The 24,290-nt window shown below is 57.7% G+C and carries 25 protein-coding genes; 5 read left to right on the plus strand and 20 right to left on the minus strand.

What is annotated here, in order from left to right; genetic code table 11:
• Positions 1 to 18 precede the first annotated feature (18 nt).
• The 4 genes from rodZ to ndk all read right to left on the minus strand — a co-directional run bounded on the left by rodZ (position 19) and on the right by ndk (position 3,751).
• On the minus strand, positions 19 to 1,026 hold the full coding sequence (gene rodZ / locus DXX3274_RS16340; protein WP_042860687.1) for a cytoskeleton protein RodZ: 1,008 nt from the start codon (positions 1,024 to 1,026) through the stop codon (positions 19 to 21).
• On the minus strand, positions 1,016 to 1,771 hold the full coding sequence (gene pilW, locus DXX3274_RS16345) for a type IV pilus biogenesis/stability protein PilW (RefSeq protein WP_152495276.1): 756 nt from the start codon (positions 1,769 to 1,771) through the stop codon (positions 1,016 to 1,018). Before pilW ends, rodZ begins: the two co-directional genes overlap by 11 nt.
• Positions 1,772 to 1,971: 200 nt before the next feature.
• Complete coding sequence (locus DXX3274_RS16350; protein ID WP_042860689.1) at positions 1,972 to 3,150, minus strand: bifunctional tRNA (adenosine(37)-C2)-methyltransferase TrmG/ribosomal RNA large subunit methyltransferase RlmN; 1,179 nt, start codon at positions 3,148 to 3,150, stop codon at positions 1,972 to 1,974.
• A 169-nt stretch (positions 3,151 to 3,319) separates the two neighbouring features.
• Positions 3,320 to 3,751, minus strand: coding sequence for a nucleoside-diphosphate kinase (ndk, locus tag DXX3274_RS16355; protein ID WP_038669379.1), 432 nt, complete (start codon positions 3,749 to 3,751; stop codon positions 3,320 to 3,322).
• 484 nt (positions 3,752 to 4,235) lie between these two features.
• Between ndk and sseA the strand changes: the two genes are divergently transcribed.
• Positions 4,236 to 5,090, plus strand: a complete 855-nt coding sequence (gene sseA, locus DXX3274_RS16360; RefSeq protein WP_042860690.1) for a 3-mercaptopyruvate sulfurtransferase — start codon at positions 4,236 to 4,238, stop codon at positions 5,088 to 5,090.
• An 81-nt stretch (positions 5,091 to 5,171) separates the two neighbouring features.
• Here the strand turns inward: sseA and sseB are convergent, their stop codons facing one another.
• The 11 genes from sseB to trmJ all read right to left on the minus strand — a co-directional run bounded on the left by sseB (position 5,172) and on the right by trmJ (position 14,289).
• Positions 5,172 to 5,969, minus strand: a complete 798-nt coding sequence (gene sseB / locus DXX3274_RS16365) for an enhanced serine sensitivity protein SseB (RefSeq protein ID WP_042860691.1) — start codon at positions 5,967 to 5,969, stop codon at positions 5,172 to 5,174.
• Between the two features lie 432 nt (positions 5,970 to 6,401).
• Positions 6,402 to 7,697 (minus strand): aminopeptidase PepB, encoded by a 1,296-nt coding sequence (gene pepB, locus DXX3274_RS16370; protein ID WP_042860692.1) that lies wholly within the window; start codon positions 7,695 to 7,697, stop codon positions 6,402 to 6,404.
• A 99-nt stretch (positions 7,698 to 7,796) separates the two neighbouring features.
• On the minus strand, positions 7,797 to 7,997 hold the full coding sequence (gene iscX / locus DXX3274_RS16375; RefSeq protein ID WP_013318961.1) for a Fe-S cluster assembly protein IscX: 201 nt from the start codon (positions 7,995 to 7,997) through the stop codon (positions 7,797 to 7,799).
• Between the two features lie 11 nt (positions 7,998 to 8,008).
• Positions 8,009 to 8,344 (minus strand): ISC system 2Fe-2S type ferredoxin, encoded by a 336-nt coding sequence (gene fdx, locus DXX3274_RS16380; RefSeq protein WP_042860694.1) that lies wholly within the window; start codon positions 8,342 to 8,344, stop codon positions 8,009 to 8,011.
• Between the two features lies 1 nt (position 8,345).
• Positions 8,346 to 10,196, minus strand: coding sequence for a Fe-S protein assembly chaperone HscA (hscA, locus tag DXX3274_RS16385; RefSeq protein ID WP_042860695.1), 1,851 nt, complete (start codon positions 10,194 to 10,196; stop codon positions 8,346 to 8,348).
• A 78-nt stretch (positions 10,197 to 10,274) separates the two neighbouring features.
• Positions 10,275 to 10,793, minus strand: a complete 519-nt coding sequence (gene hscB / locus DXX3274_RS16390; protein ID WP_042860696.1) for a co-chaperone HscB — start codon at positions 10,791 to 10,793, stop codon at positions 10,275 to 10,277.
• Positions 10,794 to 10,890: 97 nt separating this feature from the next.
• Positions 10,891 to 11,214, minus strand: coding sequence for an iron-sulfur cluster assembly protein IscA (iscA, locus tag DXX3274_RS16395; protein ID WP_033569586.1), 324 nt, complete (start codon positions 11,212 to 11,214; stop codon positions 10,891 to 10,893).
• A gap of 25 nt (positions 11,215 to 11,239) precedes the next feature.
• Positions 11,240 to 11,623: a Fe-S cluster assembly scaffold IscU gene (gene iscU / locus DXX3274_RS16400; protein WP_042860697.1), complete on the minus strand. Its 384-nt coding sequence runs from the start codon at positions 11,621 to 11,623 to the stop codon at positions 11,240 to 11,242.
• Between the two features lie 24 nt (positions 11,624 to 11,647).
• Positions 11,648 to 12,862: a cysteine desulfurase gene (gene iscS / locus DXX3274_RS16405; protein WP_033569585.1), complete on the minus strand. Its 1,215-nt coding sequence runs from the start codon at positions 12,860 to 12,862 to the stop codon at positions 11,648 to 11,650.
• Positions 12,863 to 12,919: 57 nt separating this feature from the next.
• Positions 12,920 to 13,414, minus strand: a complete 495-nt coding sequence (gene iscR / locus DXX3274_RS16410; RefSeq protein ID WP_013318968.1) for a Fe-S cluster assembly transcriptional regulator IscR — start codon at positions 13,412 to 13,414, stop codon at positions 12,920 to 12,922.
• A gap of 125 nt (positions 13,415 to 13,539) precedes the next feature.
• Positions 13,540 to 14,289, minus strand: a complete 750-nt coding sequence (gene trmJ, locus DXX3274_RS16415) for a tRNA (cytosine(32)/uridine(32)-2'-O)-methyltransferase TrmJ (RefSeq protein ID WP_042860698.1) — start codon at positions 14,287 to 14,289, stop codon at positions 13,540 to 13,542.
• 126 nt (positions 14,290 to 14,415) lie between these two features.
• Here trmJ and suhB point away from each other — a divergent pair, with 126 nt between their 5' ends.
• From suhB to DXX3274_RS16435, 4 genes are all read left to right on the plus strand, one after another.
• On the plus strand, positions 14,416 to 15,219 hold the full coding sequence (suhB, locus tag DXX3274_RS16420) for an inositol-1-monophosphatase (RefSeq protein ID WP_038666804.1): 804 nt from the start codon (positions 14,416 to 14,418) through the stop codon (positions 15,217 to 15,219).
• Between the two features lie 163 nt (positions 15,220 to 15,382).
• Positions 15,383 to 16,507, plus strand: a complete 1,125-nt coding sequence (locus DXX3274_RS16425; protein WP_042860700.1) for an ABC transporter substrate-binding protein — start codon at positions 15,383 to 15,385, stop codon at positions 16,505 to 16,507.
• Between the two features lie 102 nt (positions 16,508 to 16,609).
• Positions 16,610 to 17,593, plus strand: coding sequence for an iron ABC transporter permease (locus DXX3274_RS16430; RefSeq protein WP_238556132.1), 984 nt, complete (start codon positions 16,610 to 16,612; stop codon positions 17,591 to 17,593).
• The gene (locus tag DXX3274_RS16435) at positions 17,590 to 18,381 is read left to right on the plus strand and encodes an ABC transporter ATP-binding protein (RefSeq protein ID WP_042860702.1); all 792 of its coding nucleotides are present in this window, start codon (positions 17,590 to 17,592) and stop codon (positions 18,379 to 18,381) included. Before DXX3274_RS16430 ends, DXX3274_RS16435 begins: the two co-directional genes overlap by 4 nt.
• Positions 18,382 to 18,523: 142 nt before the next feature.
• Here DXX3274_RS16435 and DXX3274_RS16440 read toward each other — a convergent pair whose 3' ends face one another.
• The 5 genes from DXX3274_RS16440 to glyA form a co-directional block, all read right to left on the minus strand.
• Positions 18,524 to 19,645 (minus strand): ABC transporter substrate-binding protein, encoded by a 1,122-nt coding sequence (locus tag DXX3274_RS16440; protein WP_042860703.1) that lies wholly within the window; start codon positions 19,643 to 19,645, stop codon positions 18,524 to 18,526.
• A 192-nt stretch (positions 19,646 to 19,837) separates the two neighbouring features.
• Positions 19,838 to 20,878, minus strand: a complete 1,041-nt coding sequence (locus tag DXX3274_RS16445; RefSeq protein ID WP_042860705.1) for a nickel/cobalt transporter — start codon at positions 20,876 to 20,878, stop codon at positions 19,838 to 19,840.
• Entirely contained in the window at positions 20,869 to 21,531 is a 663-nt protein-coding gene (locus DXX3274_RS16450; RefSeq protein ID WP_042860706.1) for a DUF1007 family protein, read from the minus strand. Before DXX3274_RS16450 ends, DXX3274_RS16445 begins: the two co-directional genes overlap by 10 nt.
• A 45-nt stretch (positions 21,532 to 21,576) precedes the next feature.
• On the minus strand, positions 21,577 to 22,725 hold the full coding sequence (locus DXX3274_RS16455; RefSeq protein WP_042860707.1) for a 3-phenylpropionate MFS transporter: 1,149 nt from the start codon (positions 22,723 to 22,725) through the stop codon (positions 21,577 to 21,579).
• A gap of 134 nt (positions 22,726 to 22,859) precedes the next feature.
• On the minus strand, positions 22,860 to 24,113 hold the full coding sequence (glyA, locus tag DXX3274_RS16460) for a serine hydroxymethyltransferase (RefSeq protein ID WP_042860708.1): 1,254 nt from the start codon (positions 24,111 to 24,113) through the stop codon (positions 22,860 to 22,862).
• Positions 24,114 to 24,290 lie beyond the last annotated feature (177 nt).

The following is a 24,290-nucleotide window of genomic DNA, read 5'->3' on the forward strand; positions in this document are numbered from 1 at the left end:
GCCAGTGCGACGGCACGATTACTGAGCCGTCAGCGTAATACGAGCCACCTGATGGCTTTTGACAAAACGGCTCAAATCCACCGGTTTGCCCTGAAACTCGACCTGTACCGCGCCCGGCGCGCCGATTTTTAACCGGTACGGCGCCTGACCGGTCAGATTCAGCACATTGCCGTTACGCTGTACGCCGCTGAACAGTTTCTTGCCGGCCGCGTCGACCACTTCCAGCCAGCAATCCGCGGTAAATCGCATCACGATAGCACCCGGCGCGTCGGAAGCATCAGCCGCTGGCGCAGCACTGGCCGGCGCGGTGGCCGACTGATTCAGCAACGGCGGCTCTGAAGCCTGAGCCTGACGCTGAGGCGCCGCGCTGGCGGCGGCAGGCGCGTTAGTCGTCGGGGCGACGGGCGTAGAAACGGCAGGCTGTGACGGCGCGGCAGCCGGCGGATTAAGTGCGATAGGCTGCCCGTTGCCGGACGGCGCGCCCGCCACGCTTTCATCGTTATCCACCGGTTCCGGATCGCCGTTCACATCGGCGGCCTGCCCGTCTTTACGGTTCTGGGACGCATTGGCGTGATCCACCATCGAATTGATTTCCTGTTGCTGCGCCTGATGGTTCTGCCACCACCAGGCCACCGTCAGGCCCAGTACGCCAAGCAGAATCAACCAGGTGAACAGCATCAGCCAGCCATCACGCTTCTTGCGGCTTTTGCCCAACGCCAGGCTCTGCATCGGCGCCACATTAGAGACGCGACTCGGCACGATCTGTTTTTCCAGCATCGGCAGCAATTCGTCTTCAGGGAGGTGGACCAGTCGGGCATAAGAGCGGATATAACCGCGCAGAAAGGTAGGAGCAAGGCCAGCGGGCGTATTGTTGTCTTCTATTTCGCGAACGGTCGACACTTTCAGGCACAACCGTTCTGCAACAACCTGTTGCGTCAGTCCCAACCGCTCGCGCGCTTCACGCAAACGTTCGCCAGGGGTCATTATCGTTGCTGCAGTATTATCTTGAGTGGCTTCAGTATTCATTAGCTAAGAACTGCTGGTACTGTTTGGATTGTGGAAAACTTCGCGCCAGCAATCCGCCATAACGTGTTACCTCGTCATGATGACCCGCCAGCGCGGCGAAACGAATCTGTAGCCACAAGCTTTCGGCGTTTGCCGTAAGCAATGGCTGGTAAATATTCAGGAGCAATCGCGCCTGATCATAGCGCCCGGCGGCAAAGCGGCTGTTCGCTTCCGCCAGAAGCCGGTTTCCCCTGGCGGGATCGTATCTCAGCGCACGGCTGAGCCACTGACTCGCCTCATCCGGCTTACCGGCATTGAGGAAACAATATCCCGCGTTCTCAAGTGCATCGGCAACCTGATGGTAATCAGGGAGTTGCGCCGCAGCTGCGAACTGCCGTTGCGCCGCTACATACTGCCCTAAACCACAGAGAAACGCACCGTAATTATTCATTACGCCGCCGTTGGCGGGCACCTGCCGCAGCAGGCGACGATAACGTGTCTCAGCGGCCTGATTCTCGCCGATGCGCTGCTCGTACAACGCCATTCCCAACTGGGTTCGGTAATCATCCGGCGCGAGTTGTTCCGCTTTTTGCAGATTGTCGCGCGCGGCATCAAGATTATTACGAGCCAGATACTCCAGCCCCAGTTGCAACCGCGTCTGCGCCGCCGCGGGACTAACCTGTTGCGATGGCGTTTGCGCGCATCCAGCCAGCAGTCCCATGCCAGCGGCCAACGCCACGGCTTTACCCAGTAACATCCGTTTCATCCCTGACACTCCTCTCGCGAGCCATCCTGGCTCGTCGAATCCGTGACATGTTACCGCAATCTGCCACCCGTGACAGCCCGCCACCGATGGCGGCCTACCCGGTGCAGTTGTAGGTCATCAATGACCACACCGTATGATAAGCCCCGAAAACGCATTTATCACCTGCTTTCCTGAGAAGGCAGGTTGATTTGACATCATTTTCAGACGGTTTTTACCGCAATCGTGTCGCGCTGCATCTTTTTCTTCAACGTACGTTTGGTGCGATCCACCACTTCTCCCGCCAACTGACCGCAGGCGGCATCGATATCATCGCCGCGGGTTTTACGCACGATGGTGGTGAAACCGTACTCCATCAGCACCTTGGAAAAACGATCGACACGGCTGTTGGAACTGCGGCCGTAAGGCGCGCCGGGGAACGGGTTCCAGGGAATCAGGTTGATCTTGCACGGCGTGTCTTTCAGACACTCGGCCAACTGGTGGGCATGCTCGGTACCGTCGTTGATGTGATCCAGCATCACGTATTCCACGGTCACACGCCCCTGATTGGCGTTGGATTTATCCAGATAGCGACGCACGGCGGACAGGAAGGTTTCGATATCATACTTTTTGTTTATTGGCATGATTTCGTTACGAATTTCATCGGTCGGCGCATGCAGGGAAATCGCCAGCGCCACGTCGATCATGTCGCCGAGCTTATCCAGCGCCGGCACCACGCCGGAAGTCGACAGCGTCACGCGGCGCTTGGACAGGCCGAAACCAAAATCATCCAGCATGATTTCCATCGCCGGCACCACATTGGTCAGGTTCAGCAGCGGTTCGCCCATCCCCATCATCACCACGTTGGTGATCGGGCGCTGACCGGTCACTTTAGCGGCGCCGATAATTTTCGCCGCGCGCCATACCTGCCCGATAATTTCGGATACGCGCAGGTTGCGGTTGAAGCCCTGTTGCGCCGTAGAACAGAATTTGCACTCCAGCGCGCAGCCGACCTGCGAGGAGACGCACAGCGTGGCGCGATCTTCTTCCGGGATGTACACCGTCTCCACGCGCTGACCGTCAACCAGAATCGCCCACTTGATGGTGCCATCGGAAGAGCGTTGTTCGTCAACCACCTCGGGCGCCCGAATTTCCGCAATCGACTGCAGTTTGCCGCGCAGCACCTTATTAATGTCGGTCATCTGGTTAAAATCATCACAGCAGTAATGATAGATCCATTTCATGACCTGATCGGCGCGGAACGGCTTTTCGCCCAGTTCGGCGAAAAAAGCACGCATTTGCTGACGGTTGAAATCCAGCAGGTTGATTTTTTGATTGCTGTTGGCGGCAACGGCGATAGCGTCAGACATAGCGACGACGGGAGATACGGTTTGCTCAGACATAAATTGACTCATGGCCTCGTTGTTACACGTTATGGCGCGAAAGGGAAACGGATAAAGAAACGCCCCGGCTGAGCGCGTGCTCAGCCGGGGCGCGGCATTGTACAAATTTTATAACACCCGCGCTACCTCAGCCGCATTTTTTACCGGGGAAGGCGGTGTTTCGCCAGAATTAGCGGGTACGCGGGAAAACTTCGTCCGCGCTGAAGAAATAAGCGATTTCACGCTCGGCAGACTCCACGGAATCAGAACCGTGCACCGCGTTTTCGGTGAAGCTGTCGGCGTAATCCGCACGCAGCGTACCAGCCAGTGCGTTGGCCGGGTTGGTGGCGCCCATGATATCGCGGTTACGCTGTACCGCGTTTTCGGCCTGCAGTACCTGAACCATGATCGGACCGGAAGTCATGAAATCCACCAGACCGTCAAAGAACGGTTTGCCCTGATGCTCGGCGTAGAAACCTTCCGCCTGCTCACGGCTCAGGTGCAGCATTTTAGACGCGATAATGGTGAAACCCGCGCTTTCAAAACGGGCGTAAATCGCGCCGATTGCGTTTTTGGCAACTGCGTTCGGTTTGATAATAGAGAAGGTACGTTCTACCGTCATATTGGCCTCATCCAACAACATGTCATAACAGCTGGTTATACCCTAAATAATTCGAGTTGCAGGAAGGCGGCGACGCTGGCGTGTTGCTGGGCGCTTACGTAAGTTAGTGCCCTTTGTGAGCGAGGCTCATTAGAGCCTTGTAACGCGGCGACGCAGCGAATCCCTGGGAGCTTACATAAGTAAGTGACCTGGGTGAGCGAGGAAAGCCAACGCATCTGCAACATGAAGTATGACGGGTATAGATAAAATTATAATACCAGCCAGTGCAAAGTGGCGCAGATTATAGAGGCACCGCCATGACTTTCCCATCAGGAAAATAACATTTTCGTAAAAAAAATTTATCCTGATTACCCATACGTATATAACAGGATTGATCCAAGCGCGGCGTTAACGTCAGACGTCTTGCCCAGGTCAAAAAAATTCCAGACAATGCAATATCTTGTCTTACTCGGGGCCGAAGAACCGGCCCACACGGGGAGGTTTTATGTCCACATCCGCCGCCGGACTGTTTGTTAGCGCGTCCTGGCTGAACGACCATCGCCACGATGCTGATATCGCCCTGATTGACGCCCGTATGTTGCCGCCGGGCAATGATACGCGCGATATCACCGCCGAATACCGAGCGGAGCATCTGCCGGGCGCCGTATTTTTCGATATTGAATCCCTTTCCGACCACCAGACTCCGCTGCCGCACATGATGCCGGACATCGCCGCCTTTGCCGACACGCTGGGCAAACTGGGGTTGAACGAGCAGCAGCATCTGGTGATTTACGACGAAGGCAACCTGTTTTCCGCGCCGCGCGCCTGGTGGATGCTGCGGCTGGCAGGCGCTCCACGCATCTCAATCCTGAGTGGCGGTCTGGCAGGCTGGAAGCAGCAGGGGCTGCCGCTGGAGCAGGGCGATATCTCGCCGACCGCCCAGGTATTTCACGCCCGGACGCCCGCCGCCGGCGCTATTCGTGCGCTGGACGATGTGCTGACCCTGTGCCAAACCGGCGACGAGCAGATTGTCGATGCCCGCCCCGCTCCCCGTTTTCTCGGCGAGGTGGACGAGCCGCGGCCGGGGCTGCGCCGCGGTCATATTCCGGGGAGTTTCAACGTTCCGTGGAACTTGCTGGTTGAGAGCGGCGCGCTGAAACCGGCAGACGAACTGGCCGCTATCTTTCATCAGGCCGGCGTCGACATCCGGCGCCCGATTGTCGCCAGTTGCGGCTCCGGCGTGACGGCATCGGTGGTGATGCTGGCGCTGTTTGTGCTCAACGCGCCGCAGGTCTCGCTCTATGACGGTTCGTGGAGCGAATGGGGGGCGCGGGACGACGTGCCCGTCGTCACCGGGTGAGTTCGCCGGTAAAAAAAACGGCACAGGGCAAATCCGCCCGTGCCGTTTTTTTATTCGTTTCGCTCCGCCTTTAGCCGTGAGCTATGCCTGGCCGCTATTCTTGAACTCGCGCAGGAAACTGCCCCACTTCCGCTCGTAAAACGGCGTGGTATGGCGAATCAGGAAGTGGCTGATGCCGGGTTGCTCATTGCTCACCAGACAGAGATCGATCGGACGATCGTCCGGCTGGGTATCGGTCGCCACCGATCCGGCCGCCTGAATCAACTCGTCTAAGTCGTCGCCATCAGCATCCAGACCGATCAGCAGGTGCGGCTGATCTTCATCCGGTTCCTGAATCTGCGCCAAAAACGCCCGTTTTACGTTACGGTGTTTGCTGAACAGCTGGGTCAGAGAATCGATCATCTGCGCCGGCATCTCGGCCGGAATACCGATTTTCAGTTCGGTGCCGCCGTCCAGAATGTGCTGCTGCACCAGACTACTGCCCTCGCCGGACAACAGGTGTTCGATCTCCTGCGGCAGAAATTCTTTGCCATACGGCAGCTTGGGGTTCAGAAACAGCGTTGCGCCACGGGTGATATCAAACAGCGTTCTGACCGGCAACGCCAGAAACGCTTGCTCGTCGGTCACCGCCAGTTGCAGCGCCTCCAGCGACGAGAAGAACGGAATCGCGGAATGGCCGTCCGGTTTTTCCCAGTGCTGCAACTGCAGCCCGCTGCCTGCCTGCAGGCTGCCTTCGCCAAACGTTTGGTCTTCTTCGCTGTGGCCCAGCACATACACCGTGGCCTCCAGCAGTTCGCTGAAAAACTCGGGCCGGTGCGCCGGTTCCGATGCGGCCAGCTTTAACACCTCTTCCAGCCGATTGTGGGGTGAAAACTCCATAACTCTCCTCAACGCTTAACGTTAGCGGTAAGCACACACCTGGGGCAGCATTTGCTCCCAGTGAAGCTGTAGACAAACAGCCGTGTTGTCTTGCGAACGGTGAATTTTGTCTGGTCAGTGAATAGTTTCGTGCGGGATAAACGGTGTAGTTTCTTTGCCATTCCATCGCACGCACGACAAGGAGAGGCTCAAACGCCGCCTCTCCTTGACCACTGGCTGGTGGCTAAACTGTGCCGCTGACGCGGCGCCTTCGGCGTTCGACTTCGCTGTTCGGGCCGCCCGTCCATGCGGCTCACCCGGCGAAGTCGCTCACCTCAGCACAGTTTTTGACGCCGGAAAAACCCTTCATTTTTCACTTATAGGGTTTGCCTGCAACCTTACAGACAGCGTCCGTTCCCTGTTTTAGCATCTCTGCCTGTCTGAACAGATGGCTCAACCCGCTTTGCTTAGCAGGAAGTCGGCCAGCGTGCGCACGCCCAGACCGGTTGCGCCGGCAGACCACTGTTCTACCGCCGACTTGCGGTAGGTTGCGGAACAGTCAATATGCAGCCAACCTTGCTGATAGTTTTTCACAAAGTGAGACAGGAACGCCGCCGCCGTACTGGCGCCCGCAGTATGCGCCGCGCCGGCCACGTTATTCAGCTCGGCGAAATTGGACGGCAAATGCTGGCGATGGAATTCTTCCAGCGGCAGGCGCCAGAACGGTTCGCCTTCGCGGCGAGCGCTATCCATCAGTGAATCAATCATCGCGTCGTCGAAACTGAACAGCGCGTGGTAATCATTGCCCAGCGCGGTCTTGGCGGCGCCGGTCAGGGTCGCGCAGTCAACAATCCACTGCGGGTTCTGTTCAGACGCGTCAATCAGGCCGTCAGCCAGCACCAGACGCCCTTCGGCATCGGTATTCATCACTTCGACGGTTTTACCGTTGCGATAGCGGATGATATCGCCCAGGCGGAACGCATTGCCGCTCACCATGTTGTCGGCGCAGCACAGGTACAGTTTCACACGCTGCTGCAGGCCGCGAGCCGCCGCCAGCGCCAGCGCGCCGGTCACCGTCGCCGCACCGCCCATATCGGACTTCATGGAATCCATGAAACTGCTGCCTTTCAGGCTATAGCCGCCGGTATCAAAGGTGATGCCTTTGCCGACCAGACAGGCCAGCACCGGCGCATCCGCCTTGCCGCTCGGGTTATAATCCAGCGCCAGCAATACCGGCGAACGTTCGGAACCGCGCCCTACCGTGTGCAGGCCGGCGTAGTTCTGCTCACGCAGATCCTCGCCTTTGGTGATGCGGTAAGAAATCGCCTCGCCCGCCACGCTGCACAGCAGGTCGATAGCGCGGGTCGCCAGCTGTTCCGGCCCCAGATCTTCCGCCGGCAGGTTGATGGTATCGCGCACCCAGTCAACGATCTTCAGACGGCGATCCAGCTCCTGCCGCTGCGCGTCCGCCAGTGTCGCCCACTCCACCGTGCGTTTGCCTTTCGGACCGCGGTATCCCTGCCAGAACGCCCAGCTGCTTTCCAGATCCCAGCCTTCACCGGCCAGCTTGACGTGTTTAATGCCCTGCCCGTCGATTTTGCGGGCGGCGCGCTGGATGACGGCCAGCGGTTTGTCGCCGGACAGATGAATGGTAAATCCCTGCTCATTGGCGGTTAACGAGGCTTTCTCACCCCAGCGGGCGTCCGCCGGCTGATGGGAAAGCGTAATCAGCATCGCTTCAGTTGTCATACATCTACTCCAGATTGGGCCTGGTTATCATCAGCCCATTATCGCCATGATAAAAAAGAGAAAACGGGCCGCCTCAAGGCAGCCCGTTGACCAGTTCGGTTACTCGGCTTCGTCCAGCCACACCAGCAGGATCGCTTCCAGGATTTTTTCGTTAGAGGCTTCCGGCTCGTCGTCAAACTCATCCAGTTCGCAAATCCAGCGGTGCAAATCGGTGAAACGCACGGTCTTCGGATCGACATCAGGATAGAGATCGTACAGCGCTTCGCCGATTTCACGGCTATCGGTCCACTTCAGTCCCATGACTCCCCCTATCAATGTTCGCGTGCGTGGTTAATGGTATAACGCGGAATTTCCACCACCAGATCTTCATCGGCGATACGCGCCTGGCAACCCAGACGGCTTTCCGGTTCCAGCCCCCAGGCTTTATCCAGCATGTCGTCTTCATCTTCGGTGCTTTCCGCCAACGAATCAAATCCTTCACGGACGATACAGTGACAGGTGGTGCAGGCACAGGATTTTTCGCAAGCGTGCTCAATCTCGATGCCATTGCGCAACGCCACGTTCAGAATGGTTTCACCACTGCTCGCTTCCAGAACTGCCCCTTCCGGACACAGGTCCTGATGCGGCAGAAAAACAATCTTGGGCATGTTATACCTCGTCCACGGAATGCCCCGCCAGCGCGCGGCGGATAGACTCATCCATACGGCGGGCAGCGAATTCCTGGGTTTGTTGATCTAATGTTTTAATCGCGGCCTCAATGGCTGAGGCGTCGGTTTCCTGCGCGGCCCGTTGCAGTTGAAGGCTGGCGGCGTCGATCGCGGCTCGCTCTTCGTCGTTCAACAAGGCGGCATCCGTCGCCAGCGCACTGTTGAGGCTTTCCAGCACTCGCGCCGCTTCCACGCGCTGCTCGGCCAGCATACGCGCGCCGATGTCGCTCTGCGCGTTCTGCATGGAATCGGTAATCATGGCGGCGATCTCGTCGTCGCTCAGACCGTAGGACGGCTTCACCTGGATGGAGGCTTCCACCCCGGTGGATTTTTCCATCGCGGTCACGCTCAGCAACCCGTCGGCGTCCACCTGGAACGTCACCCGGATATGCGCGCCGCCGGCAGGCATCGGCGGGATGCCGCGCAGCGTGAAACGTCCCAGCGAACGGCAATCCTGCACCAGCTCGCGCTCGCCCTGCAATGCGTGGATCATCATCGCGGTCTGGCCGTCCTTGAAGGTGGTGAATTCCTGCGCGCGCGCCACCGGGATGGTGGTATTGCGCGGAATCACTTTCTCGACCAGCCCGCCCATGGTTTCCAACCCCAGCGACAGCGGAATCACGTCCAGCAGCAGCATTTCGCTGTCGGGTTTGTTGCCCACCAGAATATCGGCCTGAATCGCGGCGCCGATAGCCACCACCTTGTCCGGGTCGATAGACGTCAGCGGCGTGCGGCCAAAGAATTCGCCTACCTGTTCACGCACGAGCGGCACACGGGTAGAACCGCCGACCATCACCACCTCTTTCACCTCATCCGCGTCAACGCCGGCGTCTTTCAGCGTGCGACGGCAGGACAACAGCGTGCGTTTAACCAGCGGCGCAATCAGCGTGTTGAACTGTTCACGGGTGATGTCGCCTTGCCAGCCCGCCACCGATACCGGCACGGTTTGTGCGTCGCTCAGGGCAATCTTGGTCTGTACGGCGGTATTGAGCAGCACCTGCTGCAATTGATGATCGTCGCGGGCCGTGATCCCGGCCTGCTCGCGAATCCACTCGACCAGCAAGTGGTCGAAATCATCGCCGCCCAGCGCGGAGTCGCCGCCAGTGGCCAGCACTTCAAACACGCCGCGGCTAAGACGCAGAATAGAGATGTCGAAGGTACCGCCGCCCAGATCATACACGGCGATCACGCCTTCCTGGCCGGAGTCCAGCCCGTAGGCAATCGCCGCCGCGGTAGGTTCGTTCAGCAAACGCAGCACATGCAGACCGGCCAGCCGGGCCGCGTCTTTGGTGCCCTGACGCTGAGCGTCATCAAAATAGGCCGGCACGGTGATCACCACCCCGTCAGGCAGACCATTCAGCGCCTCTTCGGCACGCCGGGTCAGCGCCGTCAGGATATCGGCCGACACCTGGATCGGGTTGCGTGGACCGGAGGCGGTCTGCAACACCGGCAGGCCGTTTTCACTGGCTTCAAACCGATAAGGCAAATGGGGATAACGCTGACGGATATCGGAGAGCGAGCGTCCCATCAGCCGCTTGACGGAACTGACGGTGTTGACCGGGTCGGCCGCCGCCTGCTGGCGCGCTTCCCAGCCAACGGTCAGCCCGTCGGCATGGTAGTGGACGACAGACGGCAACAGATCGCGTCCGTCATGATCGGGCAGCGTTTGCGTCTCGCCGCTGCGGACGGTGGCGACCAGGGAATGGGTGGTTCCCAGATCAATCCCGACGGCCAGACGACGCTGATGCGGCGCCGCACTCAGCCCCGGCTCACTGATTTGTAATAAGGCCATATTGAGCTTCCATCAATTGGCGGGCGGGCGACGATACGGCCATATGGCTAACGACGGTCCCGCCGGATTGAATTTTACTTATCGTTCCAGCAATTGTTCTTCGAGTTGTTCAACCTGCTGCCGGAGTCGATCAAAAAAGCGCAGTTTACGTACCGTATCCGCCGCATCTGACCAGGATTCCTCATCCAGCTCGCGCTGCATTTGCTCGCTGCGCTGACGGAGCATCCCTTTCAGACGCTGTGCAAATGCCGCCAACGCGGTTTCCGCATCCGGACGACGTTCAATCTCGTCCAGCTCTTCGCGCAGTTCCATCTGCTCCATCAGGAATGCGGTGTCATGAAGCGTATGCTGCTCGTTGCTTAAATCAAAACCGTGCAAAGATAACATATACTCCGCGCGTTTCAGCGGATGTTTCAGCGCCTGATAGGCATTATTGATGGTCGCAGCCTGTTGTAACGCCATCATGCGTTCACGTTCCGGGCTGGCGGCGAAGCGGTCGGGATGAAACTGGCGCTGCAGTTCCTGAAACCGGGAAGCAAGCAGGCTGCCATCCACGTTATAGCGAATCGGCAGCCCGAATAAAGTAAAGTAATCCATAGTGTGCTCTGAGTTCGCAGACAATCAATGCGCGCCCGCCGCTTTACATGCCGGAGCACACAAAGCGGCGGGAGTCGGTCAACAGGCCGACCAGCGGTCAGACATTAAAGCTTTCGCCGCAACCGCACTCGCTGGAAACGTTAGGGTTATTGAATTTGAAGCCTTCGTTCAGCCCTTCCTTGACGAAATCCAGTTCGGTGCCGTCAAGGTAGACCAGGCTTTTGCCATCAATAATGACCTTCACGCCCTTGTCTTCAAACACCACATCATCGGTGTTCAGTTCATCAACAAATTCCAGCACATACGCCATACCGGAACAACCGGATGTTCTCACACCCAGACGCAGGCCGATGCCTTTGCCGCGATTGACCATAAAGGCATTGACGCGTTGCGCAGCGCTGTCGCTCAGGGAAATCGACATAGCAAACCTCTAATTCATCTGCCCGTTATTTGTCGCGTTTGCTCTTGTAATCGGCGATGGCGGCCTTGATGGCGTCTTCAGCCAAAATCGAGCAGTGGATTTTCACCGGCGGCAGTTCCAGTTCTTCGGCGATCTGGGTGTTTTTAATGGATTCGGCTTCGGTCAGGCTCTTGCCCTTCACCCACTCGGTCACCAGCGAGCTGGAGGCGATAGCGGAACCGCAACCGTAGGTTTTGAAGCGGGCATCTTCGATAATTCCCTGCTCGTTAACCTTGATCTGCAGCTTCATGACGTCGCCACAGGCCGGTGCGCCTACCATACCGCTGCCGATGCTCGGATCCGACGAATCAAACGAGCCGACGTTGCGCGGATTTTCATAGTGATCAATTACTTTTTCGCTGTAAGCCATAATATGCGTCCTGATTCCTGCGAATTAATGATGCGCCCATTCGATGCTGCCGATATCCACGCCCTGCTTGAACATTTCCCACAGCGGAGACAAGTCGCGCAGGCGGCCGATGGATTTACGAACCAGATCGATGGTGTAGTCAATTTCTTCTTCAGTAGTGAAGCGGCCCAGTGAGAAACGGATGGAACTGTGCGCCAGTTCATCGTTCATCCCCAGCGCGCGCAGCACATAGGAAGGCTCCAGGCTGGCGGAAGTACAGGCCGAGCCGGAAGACACCGCCAGATCTTTCAACGCCATGATCAGCGATTCGCCTTCCACGTAGTTGAAGCTGACGTTCAGGATATTCGGCGCGCCCTGTTCCAGGTCGCCGTTCAGGTATACTTCCTCGATATCGTTGATACCGTTCCACAGGCGATCGCGCAGGCTACGCAGGCGTGCCGCTTCTTCCGCCATTTCTTCTTTGGCGATGCGGTAGGCTTCGCCCATGCCCACGATCTGGTGCACCGGCAGGGTGCCGGAACGCATGCCGCGCTCGTGGCCGCCGCCGTGCATCTGCGCTTCGATGCGCACGCGCGGCTTGCGACGCACATACAGCGCGCCAATCCCTTTCGGGCCGTAAATCTTGTGGCCGGAGAAGGACATCAGGTCGACTTTCAGCTGGCTGAGGTCAATCGGCAGTTTGCCCACGCTCTGGGTCGCGTCGACATGGAAAATGATGCCGCGACTACGGCACATTTCACCGATGGCGGCGATATCCTGCACCACGCCGATTTCGTTGTTCACATGCATAATGGACACCACAATGGTGTCATCGCGCATGGCGGCTTCCAGCTCTTTCAGGTCGATGATGCCGTTACGCTGCGGCGCCAGGTACGTCACCTCAAACCCTTCGCGCTCCAGTTGGCGGCAGGTATCCAGCACGGCTTTGTGTTCCGTCTTGCTGGTGATGATGTGCTTGCCTTTCTTCTGGTAGAAGTTCGCCGCGCCCTTGATAGCCAGGTTGTCGGACTCGGTGGCGCCGGAAGTAAAAACGATCTCACGCGGATCCGCGCCGACCAGTTCGGCAATCTGGTTACGGGCAATATCCACCGCCTCTTCCGCCTGCCAACCAAAACGGTGGGAGCGGGAAGCGGGGTTGCCGAACGTGCCGTCCAGGGTCAGAAACTGCATCATTTTTTCAGCCACGCGCGGGTCGACCGGCGTCGTGGCGGAATAATCCAGATAAATCGGTAACTTCATTGCTCTTAAACTCCGTACATCACTTCAAAACGTTCAAGGCGTTTTGTTCTTTTTTTTTCAGGCACGCAAGTTGACGTTAATGGTTTCTTGTATGCGTCCGTTGGCGGTACGACGCACGTCAGCATCCTGACGATCCGCGACGTCCAGAATCTCTTTGTTATTAACCAGTTCATCCAGGGTGATGTTGTTGAGGAACTCGCTGATGCGGTCGCTCAGATCGCGCCACAGCGTATGGGTCAGACAGCGATCGCCGCCCTGACACCCTTCTTTCCCCTGGCAGCGGGTGGCGTCCACGGATTCATCCACGGCGGAGATGACCGAACCGACAGCGATTTCGGCGGCATCTTTACCCAACAAATAGCCGCCGCCCGGGCCACGCACGCTGGCAACCAACCCATGCTTACGCAGGCGAGAAAACAGCTGTTCCAGATAAGAAAGCGAAATACCCTGACGTTCAGAGATGTCAGCCAGTGGAACCGGGCCTTCTTTTGAATGCAGCGCCACATCGAGCATGGCGGTAACGGCGTAGCGGCCTTTAGATGTCAGTCTCATGTTAATGGTATCCGTAAGATAAACATGTATTATTAAGACAAGTATTATGAGTCAATCATACATAGCACAGTCATGAGTCTGACATTCCCGAGTGTTTCAGTCAACTATTTAACCGAGTAAATAACTCAACTATTGTCCTGCGGCTTGTCCGTCGACGAGGCGGTCTTGGTGATCGCGCTCAGGATGCCGCGCAAAATATTGAGTTCCTGGGTTTCCGGACGGGCGCGGGTAAACAACCGACGCAGCTTGTTCATCACCTGCCCCTGATGCGCCTGGCGAATGAAACCGGTGTGCAGCAGCGTCTCTTCCAGATGCTGGTAAAAACGCTCCAGATCATCCGCCAGCGGGTATGGACTCTCCTCATGCGCCGGCTCGCCCTGCTGCTGGCGATCCAGCCAGGCGACGCGAACCTCATAGGACAGGATCTGTACCGCCATCGCCAGATTGAGCGAGCTGTACTCCGGATTAGCGGGGATCGCCACATGGTAGTGGCATTTTTGCAGTTCCTCATTCGTCAGCCCCACGCGCTCGCGACCGAACACAATCGCCACCGGCGCGCGCTGCGCTTCCTGAATACTGCGCACGCCGCACTCGCGCGGCTCCAGCATCGGCCAGGGCAAGGTACGGGAACGGGCGCTGGTGCCCACCACCAAACCACAGCCTTCCAGCGCCTGATCGAGAGAATCAACGATAGTGGCGTTGCCAATGACATCACTGGCGCCGGCAGACAACGAAATGGCCTGCGAATCGGGTTTAACCAGCGGATTAACCAGCCAGAGATTGGTCAACCCCATGGTTTTCATCGCCCTGGCCGTTGACCCCATATTGCCGGTATGTGAAGTTTCCACCAGCACAATGCGTATATTCTGTAACATGCGGACTCTGTCATATGAAACGAAAACCGGCGTATGTTAACACAAACTTCTCTGTTTTCTCTTTCTCCCGCTATCTGCTATACTCCGCGCCGTTTTCTGTTCTTTAACATTCTTGTGGACGATACCATGCATCCGATGCTTAACATCGCCGTGCGCGCAGCGCGCAAAGGCGGCAACCTGATAGCTAAAAACTATGAAACGCCTGACGCCGTTGAGGCCAGCCAGAAAGGCAGTAACGATTTTGTCACCAACGTTGACCGTGATGCAGAACGCCTGATCATCGAGGTCATCCGCAAAGCCTATCCGCAGCACACCATTATTGGTGAAGAATGTGGTGAACTGGTTGGCGAAGATCAGGACGTACAATGGATTATCGATCCCCTGGATGGCACCACCAACTTCATCAAACGTCTCCCCCATTTTGCCGTTTCCATCGCTGTTCGCGTCAAAGGCCGCACCGAAGTGGCCGTGGTTTACGATCCGATGCGTAACGAGCTGTTCACCGCCACCCGCGGTCAGGGCACCCAGTTGAACGGCTACCGTCTGCGCGGCAGCAACGCCCGCGATCTGGACGGCACTATTCTCGCGACCGGTTTCCCGTTCAAGCACAAACAGCACAGCGCCAGCTACCTGCGCGTACTGGAAGCACTGTTCGGCCAGTGCGCCGACTTCCGCCGCACCGGTTCCGCCGCGCTCGATCTGGCTTATGTAGCAGCTGGTCGTGTGGACGGGTTCTTTGAAATCGGCCTGAAACCGTGGGACTTCGCTGGCGGCGAACTGCTGGTGCGTGAAGCCGGCGGCATCATTACCGACTTCATCGGCGGTCACAACTACCTCGCTTCCGGCAACATCGTCGCCGGTAACCCGCGCGTGGTGAAATCTCTGCTGTCGACCATCCGCGAGCAACTGAGCGACGCGCTGAAGCGTTAATCCTTCCTGTGGGCATGTCGTCTGGCATGCCCTTGTTGTTATTTTTCTTTACAACTCAGCCCTGTTGAGTGAAAGTTTAACTTTATATGATAATAATTATTAAACTCATTCATTTGCATCGGGGATCATCCCCGTCTATCAGCAGTTCATGACAGGAAGAATCATGTTAAAGAAATCATGGCGCCACCTTTTGCTGGCTACCACACTGACCACCTCCTTCACCAGCTTCGCCACCCAATATCCCCTCACCGTTACGGATATCGACGGACAAAGCGTCACCATCAAACAGGAACCTCAGCGCATTGTGCTGCAGGACGGCCGCGATATCATGGCGATGGCGTTGCTGGACCGCGATAACCCGTTTAACCGTCTGGTCGCCTGGAACAATCTGCCGAAAAAACAGGACTCCGCTACCTGGGACCTGCTGAAAGGCAAATGGCCGCAGTCTGAAAGCATTCTGGACATGGGTTTCAGCGACAAGGGTGAAGTGGAACTGGAAAGTATTCTGGCCAAAAAACCGGACCTGATGATTGCTCAACTGCGCGCCAAACCGGCTCTGATGGAAAACGGCGTGATCGGCAAGCTGAACGCGCTGCACATTCCGCTGGTGTTTGTGGATTATGAAATCAACCCGGCCAAAAATACCGCGCCCAGCGTCGATCTGCTTGGCAAGGTGCTGAACCGTGAAGAAAACGCCAAAGCGTATACCGACTTCTACCGCCAGCACTTTGACAACATCCAGAAGGTGACCGCAGGCATCGCCACCAAGCCTAACGTGTTCATTGAGCCTATCGCCGGCAACACCGATGCCTGCTGCTTTACCCATTCCCACAGCGGTTGGGGCGGGCTGCTGGAAGCCATCGGCGCGAAGAACATCGGCTCCGGGCTGTTGCCGGGCGCGTCCGGCTTTGTCTCACTGGAAAAAGTGATCAGCGAAAAACCCGATACCTATATCATGACCGGTTCCAAACGCGGCAACGGCACCAGCAAGATTCTGCCGTTCGGTTATGACGCCAGCAACAGCGACATTCAGGACAAAGCCAAAGCGCTGCTGAACCGCACCGGCGTCGACCAGATCCCTGCGATTAAAGCCGGTCAGGTTTACGGGGTATACCACCACTTCTATAACCATCCGTACAACATCGTCGGTATGGAGTATCTGGCTAAAGCGGTGTATCCGAAGCAGTTCAGCACGCTGAACCCGGACGATACCTATCACTATATCGTTCGCCATTTTACCACCCTGCCTGACAACAACTTTGTGTTTGCCCGCAAACTGGCCGAGTAATTCATGAGTGTAACCACCGAATCCCCTATCAGCCGTGTCGGCACGGCTGAAGACAGTGCGATAACCCACTATCGGCATATCATTCGCCATCGGCTGGCGGTGATGGCGGTGCTGGCCGTGGCGATTGTCGCCTCCCTGCTGCTGGACTTTGTGCTCGGTCCTTCCGGCCTGCCGCTGGATGTGCTGTGGCAAACGCTAACCGACCCCGCCAACGCAGACGCCGGCAGTCGCGTCATCGTCTGGGACATCCGCCTGCCGTATGCGCTGATGGCGGTAGTGGTAGGTCTGGCGTTGGGGCTGGCGGGCGCCGAGATGCAAACTATCCTGAACAACCCGCTGGCCAGCCCGTTCACACTGGGCGTGTCCTCCGCGGCGGCATTCGGCGCGGCGCTGGCGATCGTATTGGGGATCGGTATTCCGGGTATTCCGGCGCAATGGTTCATTTCAGCCAACGCCTTCCTGTTCGCGCTGCTGGCGGCGCTGCTGCTCGACGGCATTACCCGCTGGACCAAGGTAGCGACATCCGGCGTGGTGTTGTTCGGGATCGCGCTGGTGTTCACCTTTAACGCGCTGGTGTCTATCCTGCAATTCATCGCCAACGAAGATACGCTGCAAGGGCTGGTGTTCTGGACCATGGGCAGCCTGGCGCGCTCATCCTGGGAAAAACTCGGCATTCTGCTGGCGGTGCTGGCTATCGTGATGCCGTTATCCATGATGAGCTCATGGAAGCTGACCGCGTTGCGTTTGGGCGAAGATCGCGCCATCAGTTTCGGCATCAACGTGCGCCGCCTGCGTCTGGCCACGCTGCTGCGTATCAGCTTCCTGTCGGCACTGTCGGTAGCGTTCGTCGGACCGATTGGCTTCATCGGTCTGGTGGCGCCGCATATCGCCCGCATGATTTTCGGCGAGGATCACCGCTTCTATTTGCCGGCCAGCGCCCTGACCGGCGCGCTAGTACTGTCGCTGGCATCCGTTGTGTCCAAAAACCTGCTGCCGGGCGTCATCATTCCGGTAGGGATAGTCACTTCGTTGGTAGGGGTTCCTTTCTTCCTCAGCATCATTCTGCGTAACCGGGGGAACGTATGAGTCACAACGGACTGGCGATTTCTCGTTTTTCAGCGGGCTACCCCAAACGAACCGTCATTAACGATCTGTCGGTTCCGCTGCTGCCGCGCGGCAAGATCACCGTACTGCTGGGGCCGAACGGCAGCGGCAAGTCGACGCTGCTGCGCGCGCTGGCCGGGCTGGGGCAAGCGCAGGGCGACCTGCTGCTGGATGATGTCAACCTGATGCAGTTGCCGTTCGCCAAACGGGCGGAAAAAGTGGTGTATCTGCCGCAGTCATTGCCTGCCGGCGTGCATCTGCACGTGCTGGAATCGATTATCGTCGCCCAGCGCGCGTCCGGCGGGTTGCATCACAGCAGCAACGAAGACGAGGTGCTGACGCTGCTCAGGCAGTTGGGCATTTCGCATCTGGCGATGAGCTATCTGGATCAGCTTTCCGGTGGTCAGAAACAGCTGGTCGGGTTGGCGCAGTCGCTTATCCGCCAGCCTTCGCTGCTGTTACTGGATGAGCCGCTCAGCGCGCTCGACCTCAACTACCAGTTCCACGTAATGGATCTGGTACGTCAGGAAACCCGCAAGCGTAATATCGTGACGGTAGTGGTGGTGCATGACATCAATATCGCGCTGCGTCACGGCGACCACGTGCTGATGCTCAAAGACGGCAAGCTGATCGCCGATGGCGAACCGGCCGAGGTAATCAGTGAAGAGAGCCTGGCGCAGGTATACGGCGTTCGCGGCCGCATTGAACGCTGCTCTCGCGGTATTCCGCAGGTGATGATTGACGGACTGGTTGCCGAGCCGACGTTGTAAATCAGCCTTGCCACGCAACACATAAAAAACGCCCCGGTCATGCAGATGATCGGGGCGTTTTGTTATTCACGTTTTTTCTTCACGTTTGGTTATTGCCGTTCTGTTGCAATCAGCCGCCCGATAAAGGCGGCATCATCGCGGGTCAGGGTTTCGCCGGCAGCGTCACCCAATAACCCGGCTGGTAAGGCAGCGGCAGGAATTTCTCATGGAAGGTACGGAAGGTGGCATCCGGATCGATATCTTTGAACAAGTCCGGGTGCAGCCACTTCGCCATCACCTGAATCGCCACAAACTGATACGGGCTGTCATAGAACTGATGCCAGATGGCATGCGCCTTGCCGTTGGTGGCGACCGGCAGCGTTTTGAATGCGGAGCGTTCCATCAGCTTCTGCAAGCGCTGCAGCGCCTGTTGCTGGTCGGCCCCCGGCCCTACGCCAACCCAGCCGTTGGCGGTGTTGTAGTTCTTCCAGTTGGCGCCGGTGACGATCACCACGTCCGGACGCGCGCTGATGATCTGCTCCGGGTTCAGGGTGCCGAAAGTGCCGGGGATAATGCCCTTGGCGATATTGATGCCGCCCGCGGCTTCCACCATTTTCCCGAAGTTTTCATTGCCGAATGACATGCAGCACTCTTCGTCATAGCCACCGGCGCGGTCGATCATCACCTTCGGACGCGGACCCTGATAGTTCTTCAGGCGCTCGGTCACGATATCAATCTGCTGACGGCGGAACTGCACGATCTCTTCGGCGCGCGCCGGTTTACCCAGCAGCTGGCCCATGATGCGGATGCTTTTCTCGGCGTTTTCAAACGGCTTTTCGCGAAAGTCGATAAACACCACCGGAATGCCCAGACCGCTGAGCTTTTCAATCAGTTTGGCTTCATCGGTAGCGGCTTTCGCTTCCAGATTCATCAGCACCAGATCCGGCTTCAGGTTCACCGCCTGCTCAACGTTGAAAGTACCGTCTTTGGCGCCGCCGAAGGTCGGCAATTGTTTAATCTGCGGATATTTATGTTCATAAGCCAGATAGCCGTCATAGTCGGCTTTCGGCAAGTCGTCACGCCAGCCGACCACGCGCTGGAACGGCGCATCGGTATCAAACGCCGCCAGCAGATAAATCTGCCGCCCTTCCCCCAGAATCACGCGCTTAACTTCAGACTTGATCTCGACTTTTCTGCCGCTAACGTCTTCCACCACAATGGGGGCAGCCCTGACCGCCGAAACCAGCCCCAACGCCATGCCAACGGCACACAACCACTTTTTCATTCTATTATTCCCTGCCAGTTTTACGGATAATGAGAGTCATTATCATTCAATGTAAATAATAAAGTTCCGGTTACATTCGGGCAATCTTTTTTACATGAAAAGACAGGATATTTATCGATACGTGATGGTGATCGAACGGCGGAAACATCGCCGCCGTAGAGCCACGAAATAAGCTTGATTTGCGGCGGGACGCTACCCCATCAGCGGCCGAATCCCGCCCATCGCATCCGGTTGCGTGGAGAGGTAAAGCACAATGCCGGCAAAGGTCAGCGCCACGCCGCCCGCCAGCGACAACGCTGACCAGACAAGCGCTTGCCAGCGTGGAGAAGACGCCGCGCCGGCGCGGCTTAAGCGTTCCAGTTGACGGCGGCAGAACAGCACCGCCACGCCCAGCAGCGAGACGGTAAGCGCGGTCCCCAGCGCCATAGTCAGAGCCGAGATCACGCCCCAGACAAACACATCCAGCACTTTGGCGAACAGCAACACCAGTATCGCGCCGGAACACGGGCGCAATCCCATCGCCAACACCACCATCAAACGGGTGCGCCAGCCATCGTTGTGGTTGAGCACCTCTGCCGACGGCACATGTTGATGACCGCAACCACAGTGTTCATCGTGTTGATGGCCGATGGCAGGCGTCAGCCGGACGCCGGACGCCGACGCATCAAGCGGCGTTAATGAGCGGATACGCGGTTTGCCGCGGGAAAACAGCAATGCCCGCAGGCGTCTGAATGCGCGCAGGCACAGCCAACCGCCGAGCCCAGCCACCAGCACAAAGCTGCTTTTCTCCATCCAGAAACTGCCGATGTGCAACGCCCGGCTGGAAAGCTGCAACACCGCCAGCACCAGCGTCACCAGTACGATCGCCACCGTCCCTTGCAACAAGGCGGAGGCAAAGGTCAGTTGCAAACTGCTTTTCAGCCGGGACGGGTGGGTTGCCAGATAGGTAGCGATCACCACTTTGCCATGACCAGGACCAACCGCATGCAATACGCCATACGTCAGACTGAACATCACCAGCGTCCAACCGGCCTGATGAGGTTGCGCCCGCACCTGCTCCATCAAATCCGACATCTGCTGATGCAGCGACCTTTGCCACTCAATGCTTTGCATCAGAATCGACGGCCACCAGACCATTGCCTGCCATGCGGCCGCACCTATCAGCAGTAAAAACAGCGCCAGCGGCCACCAGCGCAGATAGTGTCGGGTCACGTGCACATGATTTATCGGCATTGCAACGTGACCTGTTGAGCAAACTGTTTTCCCAATTCCACGTCTTTGGTCGGTTTGGCGTTCTTGTCCAGCGACAGCGCATAGGATTGGAGCGACGCATCCGGTTTGGGCGTCATGAGCGTGGTTTTACAACGCGCGGCCAGCGCAGCGGCGACCTGAATCGCTTTATCGTCCTTATAGGACATATCCACGAAATAGGTGGGATCATAGGTGGAAATCAGTAACGGCGCGCCCGCCAGCGATTGCGGGTGAGCCAGCGGCAACACGAATTCCAGCACTGCTTTGTTGCCTGCGCGGGAGAGGTGGTATTCCGTTGGCAACGGCTGGTATTTCACCGGCTTTCCATCCCGATAAATATCCGTAAAGTAGTGCTGCCCCAGCACATTCGCCATCACCTCGGCGGCCAGTTTTTTCCACACCTCCGAGTCTTTGGAAGCATTGCCGGCGTCGTACAGCAAATCGGCGGAAGTAATAGGATCCATAGTCCAGTTCATGCGCAATCCGGTTATCTGATCGTCTTTCCCTTCCACGGTGGTTTTCATATCGATAAAACTGTGCGGATGGGCCAGCGCCGGGCCGGATACCGCCACCGTGGTCAACAGCAGGCAGCTTACCCAACGGAATGAAAAGCCTAAATTGTTATAATGTAACATTTTCTATCCTGACTGTTTTTGCCTGTCACTGATGCGCCGTCTTACTCAGCGCGAGCGAGTGCTCACCTGCGGGCGCAGCATGAATGACGGCAGCACCAGCAACGCCATCACCCAGAAGGTTCCGCCCTGAAGGTACTCAAACAGAAAGCCGGACACCACCGTCATTACGGCAACCGCCCCTCCGGTGCCCAGCGCGGAATACGCCGCCTGCAAGCGCAGCACGTCCGCATCGTTGCGTGAGGAGATAAACCGCATGGCGGCCAGATGGCAAACGGTAAAGGTGCCGCAATGTAAAATCTGCATCACGATAAGCCACGGCAGCGACACCGTCGCGCCCATCAGGCTCCAGCGCACCACGCCGCACAGCGCGGACAGCAGCAGCAACCCGGACGCGCTCCAGTGCCCGAACAGACGCTTGCTCAGCGCAAAAATGACAATTTCCGCCACCACGCCCAGCGACCACAGATAACCGATAACCGCCGCCGAATACCCCGCCTGCTGCCAGTAAATGACGCTAAAGCCGTAGTAGGCGGCATGAGCGCCCTGCAACAAGGACACGCTCAGCAGAAAACGCCAGACCGCCGGTTCGCGCAGCAAAACGAGCCACGGCGTGGCGGCCGCCTGCGTCTGGTGTCGTTTGACTGAGGCAGGCATTACATGCGGCTGCAACGCCATACCCAGCAGCATCGACAGCAGCCCCGCCGCCAGTGTCGCCAGAATCGCCTGATGCCCCCAGACCGCCACCAATTGCCCGGTGACGGCGGAGCCAATCACAAACGCAACCGACCCCCACACCCGCACCCGGCCGTAATCCAGGGTGATCTGTTTTTGCCAGGTCGCGGCCAGCGCATCCGTAAGTGGAATCAATGGCGCGAAGAACAGGTTGAAGCCGATCATCACCAGCATCAGCCACAACCAGGCGCTGCCCAGCCAGAATCCGATGGAGGTCAGCACTGACAACAATGCCAGCAACCGCAGTACGGTAATCAGCCGGGCGGGGTCTTTCACCAACGGGGTAATGAACAGGCTACCGGCAAACCGCGCCACCAGCCCGGCGCCAAGCAGGATACCGATCGCCTCGGCGGATAGTCCCTCGCCTTTGAGCCAACCGCCCCAGAATGGCAGAAAAATGCCATAGCTGAAGAAATAGGTGAAATAGCCGAGCGCCAGCCAGTACGTTGATTGCAGAACCATATTGCCTCTCCTCTACGGTCGGTTACTCTGTCAGAGAGCCGGAGCGTAAGCAACGGGAAGCAGAAAAACAAACGCCAGCCCGAAGGCTGGCGTTGGCGGCGCGCCCGAGCAACTCGGACGCATCAGGCAGGCTATCAGGCGTAAACCGGGAAACGGGCGCAGATATCCAGCACTTTCTGTTTGACGCGCTCAATAACGGCTTCATCGTTGATGTTGTCCAGCACATCGCAGATCCAGCCGGCCAGTTCGCGCACTTCCGCTTCTTTGAAACCGCGACGGGTTGCCGCCGGCGTACCGATACGGATACCGGAGGTCACGAACGGGCTCTTCGGATCGTTCGGCACGCTGTTTTTGTTTACGGTGATGTTGGCGCGGCCCAGCGCAGCGTCAGCGTCTTTACCGGTCAGGTTTTTGCTGACCAGATCCAGCAGGAACAGGTGGTTATCGGTACCGCCGGACACTACGTTGAACCCGCGGGACAGGAACACTTCTACCATCGCTTTGGCGTTTTTCGCTACCTGCTGCTGGTAGGTTTTGAATTCCGGTTCCATCGCTTCTTTCAGCGCCACGGCTTTACCGGCGATGACATGCATCAGCGGGCCGCCCTGGCCGCCCGGGAATACGGCGGAGTTCAATTTTTTGTACAGATCTTCATCGCCGCCTTTAGCCAGGATCAGGCCGCCGCGCGGACCAGCCAGGGTTTTGTGGGTGGTGGTGGTCACGATGTGAGCGTGCGGAACCGGGTTCGGATAAACGCCGGCAGCGACCAGACCAGCGACGTGCGCCATGTCGACGAACAGATAAGCGCCGATGCTGTCGGCGATTTCACGCATTTTCGCCCAGTCGACGATGCCGGAATACGCGGAGAAGCCGCCCACGATCATTTTCGGCTGGTGAGTGCGAGCCAGTTCGGCCATTTCGTCATAGTTGATCTTGCCGCTGTCATCGATACCGTAAGGCACGACCTTATACAGTTTACCGGACAGGTTGACCGGAGAGCCGTGAGTCAGGTGGCCGCCGTGCGCCAGGTTCATGCCCAGAATGGTGTCGCCCGGCTGCAGCAGCGCGGTGTAGACAGCGAAGTTAGCCTGAGAGCCGGAGTGCGGCTGTACGTTGGCGTAGTCGGCGCCAAACAGTTCCTTGGCGCGATCGATAGCCAGTTGCTCAACCACGTCAACGTATTCGCAACCGCCGTAGTAGCGTTTGCCCGGATACCCTTCGGCGTATTTGTTGGTCAGCTGAGACCCCTGGGCCTGCATGACGCGTGGACTGGTATAGTTTTCTGACGCAATCAGTTCAATGTGCTCTTCCTGACGCACCACTTCTTGCTGCATTGCTTGCCATAGCTCGGCATCGTAATCGGCAATGTTCATTTCACGCTTTAACATCCGCATCTCCTGACTCAGCTAACTTGCTTCTTTATTAAAAATCACCCAGAGGGCCGTGGGCACATAGTGTAAACCGTTTTGGACTGGCGATGATAGGGCTTGACAGAGGTTTTTACGCAAACGATTAGCTACAGGCTACGCAAGGCTTTCCGTCTTTCCGGGATTAGCCATTCTGGC

This window comes from Dickeya sp. NCPPB 3274, assembly GCF_000406205.1.
Classification (GTDB): Bacteria; Pseudomonadota; Gammaproteobacteria; order Enterobacterales; family Enterobacteriaceae; genus Dickeya; species Dickeya fangzhongdai.